We start from the raw sequence: 5,075 nt of genomic DNA on the forward strand, positions 1-5,075 counted from the left end.
CAAAAGCAAAAAGCCTGCTTTAAAAGCAGGCTTTTCAAATTTGGCTCCTCTGACTGGACTCGAACCAGTGACATACGGATTAACAGTCCGCCGTTCTACCGACTGAACTACAGAGGAATCGTGTGAACGAGGCGCATATTATCGACCTGCGTGCGCCTTGTCAAAGGGGAAAACACCGTTTTTGTTCGTTTGTCGACAATTTCAGCAAATCGATGATTTAATAGCAAATTTGCTTTCAAATTGCACAGCAAATCGCGCCGCCCGCAGACAGGCGGCGCGCAGGATCAGAACAGAACGGAGTAGTTCAGACCAAACGTACGTCCACGGCCTTTATAAGTATAAAGACCCGGTGCGCCGTAGGTTGGGCTATACAGCCCCGGTGCGCGCTGGCCCCAGGCGGTGGTGTAGTCTTTGTCCAGCAGGTTCTCCACGCTGAAGCTGACTTTGCCCACCGGCAGGGCGTAGCTACCCAGGAAATCAACGGTGTTATAGCCATCAATCTTCTTACCGTCGGCGTCAGACACGTCAAAGGTTTGTGTGCTCTGCACGCGTAGCGTCCAGTCGCCCGGCGCCCAGTTGACCCATGCGCTGGCTTTAGACGGGCTGGCGCTGTCGACCGTCAGCTTCTCCCATTTCCCGTTTTCACGCGTTTCGGACTTGATGGCGTTAAAGTTCGCCCCGGTGCTCCAGTCGCTGTCGGTGAAGAAATAGTCCACCTGGCCTTCAACCCCATAGATACGACGTTTGTCGTCCTCCAGGTTGATGGTCATGTCGCTCTTGTTGATGGTGATGGTTTTATCCGAGAGCGAGTAGTATGCCGCCACCTGGGTACGCAGGTTATCGCCGGTGAAGCGCCAGCCGAGCTCGTAAGCATTGACCTTAATCCCGTCCAGCGTTGAGTCGTTCACATTGACGCTGTTTTGCAGACGATAGTGACCATCGACCAGCTGATAGGTGCCGGAGCCGTAGTACTTCGCCAGGTCCGGGATCTCGAAGCCCTGGGAGAAGTTAAACCACAGCTGTTGCTGTTCGGTCAGACGTCCAAGGATCCCGGCGTTAAACAGGAAGTTGTTGTAGTCGGTTTTCCCGCCCGGCACCGCGTCAGCGGAGGTGGCTTTGCCCGTGGCGATTGCCTGCTGCTGGGCGTAACCGACAAAATCGTCCACCTTGTTTTCGGTGTACTGATAACGCACGCCGCCGCTCAGGGTGATGGCGTCAATGTCATAGCTGGCTTGCAGGAACGGCGCGAGGTTGGTAATGCTGTAACCCGGATAACGGCCCACGTTGTAGGCATTGTCCAGCTCCATGCCGCCGCTCGCCGCCGCTTTGCTTAAGTCGAAGAACTGCTGGTTGGCATCGAACGTTTCATGGTCGGCATCCACGCCCCAGGTGAGGGTCAGGTCGTCCATCGGCTTGCTGTTCAGCGTCAGCTTGCCGCCGTAAAAATCGGTTTTCTGCTGGGACGCGCCAATGCTGGTCACCGCGCCTTTGCTCAGCGTCGGGAACGGGTAGTAGGTCAGACTCTCATCACGGTAGTAAATCTGCGCAACCAGATCCTGACCCCAGAAATCGGTGTTCGAGTATTGCAGGTTGATCAGGTGACGCTCTGTGCCCGGGATACGGTCAGAGTTCAGGTTGTCTTTGTTATAGGCTTTGGCATCGCCCGTGACCGCAGCGAAATTCTCCCCAAGGAACAGGCCGTGCTTGCCGTCAGATTCGCTCTTGTAGTACTGCGTGGTTAACTGGAGCTGCTGATGATCGTCGATGTTGATGGTGCCTGTCCCCATCACGTCGATACGGTCGGAATACTGCAAGCCGGTCTGGGTGTTATCGATAATCACCTCGTCGCCGTTGCCGTCATACCAGCCGCCGTAGCGCTGATAGGAGACCGACAGACGACCAGAGGCGTTGTCATTGCCGCCGCTCACGGCTGCGGAGACGTTCTCATCATGGTCGTTATGGCTGTTAAACCCGCTTTTTGCCCCGGTCTGGAACTCCACTTCGGTCTCCGGCTGGCCTTTTTTGGTGACGATGTTCACCAGCCCGCCGGTACTGCCGCCGCCGTACAGCGAGGTGGCGCCGGAGATCACTTCGATGCGGTCAATGTTGAACGGATCGATAGAGTCGAGCTGGCGGCTGTCGCTGCGGGACGAGTTCAGACGTACGCCGTCCACCATCACCATCATGGAGCGACCGCGCAGGTTCATGCCGTAGTTGGTACGTCCCTGGCTGCTGACGTCCATGCCGGGGATCAGCTGGGCCAGAACGTCTTTAATCTCTTTCCCGCCCTGAACCTGCTGCTCAATTTCCGCCCGCTCAATAACCCAGGTGGTTTGCGCCATCTCTGCCACGCTGCGATGTGCCCGGCTGGCGGAGACCACAATATCTTCTTCCTTTTGTTCTTCCGCCCACGCAGAGGTAGAAAGCATGGCAAGCAAGCACGGATTTAAAACCCAAAGATGAGAACGTTTCATTGTTATGTTGATCCTGAATGTGTGTGTCAGTACTCGGTGGTCTTTATTAATGATTTAAAAACCTGGCTGCTCTCCGGGCTGGTGGTGCTCCGCCAGTGGATCACGCCGGGGGTGGTTGCCAGCTCAAACGGCTCGTCATCGTGAGCGCGATTCAAAATTCGCGCCGCGCGCCAGGCCATCAGGCTGAGCTGGGGTTCGGCAATACCGAGACGGTGCATCCCGGCATTCACGGCAAACAGGCGGTTGCTCTGCGGGCCGTCCCATTCAAGGGTAAAATCGTTGTTGATGCAGAAGGCTTCATCCTCATCCAGACTCAGTCGGGAAGAGAGCGGGGCGAGAAACGCGGGCTGCACGGCGCGGTAGCCGGTGGCGAAAATCACCACGTCGCTTTCAAGCTGTTCGCGCCCGCCGTCCAGGTGATGCTGGATGCTGAGGCGATGTCCGGTTTCCTGGCGCGTCAGCGCCGTCACCGAGCGGGACGGCATCAGGTGCGCCCAGGGTTTTTCACGCAGCACTTCGAAACGGTGGTACATGGCGCGGTAAATCGCCAGCAGGGACTCGGTGGTGATCCCGTCGGAGGTCATTTTCTGCTCCTGCAACATCTGACGTCGGGCGTCGTCACCGAGGGTCGAGAAGCTGTCCACATACTCTGGCGTGAAATACTCGTTAGCAAACGCGGCTTCATCCAGCGCGTTGTAGTTGTTGCGGCGCGACACCCAGTTGAGGCTCAGCGGCTGGCCCCATTCCCCACGGAAGATATTCAAAAACAGATCCGCACCGCTCTGGCCGCCGCCGACGACGGTGACGCGCTTGCCCGCTAAATCCGTCGTGCGCAGCATCATTTCGCTGGCGTGGAAGCAGGTATCGTCCTGCGCGGTGACGCAGTCTGGCAGATTGATCTGCTTCCCAATCCCCACGCAGACGTGCCGCGCCAGGAAGCGATCCCGCTGGGTCACGATCTCAAACAGGCCGTTTTGCTCATCAAAGCTGACCTGCTGTACCTGCTGGCTGAAGGCCAGGTTGGTGAGGTTATCCGCCGCCCAGCACAGGTAGTCGGCAAACTCCTCGCGCGACACGGTGCGCTGCTCGGTGGTGAGGAAACGGTAGAACTTTTTGCGCTGTACCAGGTAGTTCAGGAAGCTGTGGCGGTTGGTTGGCTCTACGGCGCTGACCAGATCCTTCAGGAAGCTGGTCTGCATATGGCAGTCCGGCACCATCATCCCCGGGTGCCAGGAGAAGTGCGGCTTGCGTTCAAGAAACAGCGAGCTAAAACCGTCCAGCCCCTCCGCCAGCGCGGCAATACTGAGGTTGAACGGACCGATACCAATGCCGATGAAATCATAGGTTTTCATTGCGCTGACTCCCGGGAGACCAAAAAAAGAGGGTTATCAAGATCGCAGACGTAGTTCGGCAGCATGCGGCTGCCGCCGTCGTGTTCAGAGAAGGTCAGTTTGACCGGGTTGAGGATCACGCGAATAATCTGCGGCTTAAACAGGTCGAACTTCGCGAAGCGCGCCGCAAGATCCGGATGGGCGGCCATATAACGATGTAACACCAGCGCCAGGATCTGATAGAAGCGGGTTTCATTCACGCCGCATTGCAGGGTGAGGCGGGATATAAAGCGCAGCACCGTGACAAAGTTGCCGGTTTGCAGGTCGTGGATGATGTAATCCGCGCTGAGGCGCGCCGTCACCGCTTTTACCTGCTCCGGCAGGCTCTGCGCCTGCGGGAAATCTTCATCCACCAGGCGCATATCGCCCTGGAAATCCTTCAGCAAAATGCGCTGCGGAACGTAATCTTTCATCACCAGCGTGACGTTCTGGCCGTGGGCGATGAGCGCCACCCCGTAGCGACAGAGCAGGTGATAGAAGGGGATCACCGTCGCCTCAAACAGCTTTTCCAGCCATGCGTCAGCGGTTAACCCCGAGCGTTTGATCCATGCGTCAATCAGCGGGCGCCCCTGATTATCGGTTTCCATCAGCGCCGCCATCAGCACCGCCTGTTCACCATCCTGTAAATAGCAGGATGGGTTCTCGCGCCAGATCACCCCCAGCATCTCCTGATAGCGGTACGGCGCCTCAGGCAATGCGGCATAACCCGGATGCGACAGATATCCGGCAGCGGGTTCGCCAAGCACCTGCGCCCCGGAGCGAATCAGCGTGGCATCGCTGGCAAACTGCTGCTGTAGCCAGCGCGAGGCCAGCGGACCGGCGGCAATATACTTGCCCGGAATACCGCGATAGCAGGAGGTGTTGTAGATGGTCAGCGGCAGCTTGATGTCATACGGCGCGCGACGGCTGGCGTTGGTCAGCGTGCGCAGGGACTGCTGCGCCAGATACTCATCGCCGAACTCACCCAGCTCCACCATTTCACCGCGTGCGAGCTGCGCCAGGAAATGAATGGCAATTTTTTGCTGCCACTGCCACGGGTGCAGCGGCACCGGCAGCCAGCTATCATCCAGATCCAGCTCCTGCCAGCGGGCGTCGAACCGCTCGCGCTCGGCATCGTCCATGGCGCTGGAGAGCAGGGCGTTAATATCGCAATCGGCGTCGCTGCTCCAGACCAGACGATCGCGCTGCACGGCGACCCAGTGCAGGCGAA

Annotated in this window: 3 protein-coding genes and 1 tRNA gene; all 4 read right to left on the reverse strand. The window is 58.0% G+C overall.

Annotated features, from left to right (window positions below; all coding sequences use genetic code 11):
* Nucleotides 1-41 precede the first annotated feature (41 nt).
* Nucleotides 42-117: transfer RNA gene (locus DD606_RS17035), tRNA-Asn, on the reverse strand.
* Between the two features lie 167 nt (nucleotides 118-284).
* Nucleotides 285-2,474, reverse strand: a complete 2,190-nt coding sequence (locus tag DD606_RS17040; protein ID WP_023324924.1) for a TonB-dependent siderophore receptor — start codon at nucleotides 2,472-2,474, stop codon at nucleotides 285-287.
* A 26-nt stretch (nucleotides 2,475-2,500) separates the two neighbouring features.
* Complete coding sequence (locus DD606_RS17045) at nucleotides 2,501-3,826, reverse strand: lysine N(6)-hydroxylase/L-ornithine N(5)-oxygenase family protein (RefSeq protein ID WP_047653419.1); 1,326 nt, start codon at nucleotides 3,824-3,826, stop codon at nucleotides 2,501-2,503.
* Nucleotides 3,823-5,075: IucA/IucC family siderophore biosynthesis protein (locus DD606_RS17050; protein WP_129258909.1), on the reverse strand; the 1,253-nt coding region annotated here is incomplete at its 5' end. The genes DD606_RS17050 and DD606_RS17045, both read right to left, overlap by 4 nt.

Source organism: Enterobacter cloacae complex sp. GF14B (assembly GCF_004136805.1).
GTDB classification, from domain to species: Bacteria; Pseudomonadota; Gammaproteobacteria; order Enterobacterales; family Enterobacteriaceae; genus Enterobacter; species Enterobacter hormaechei_C.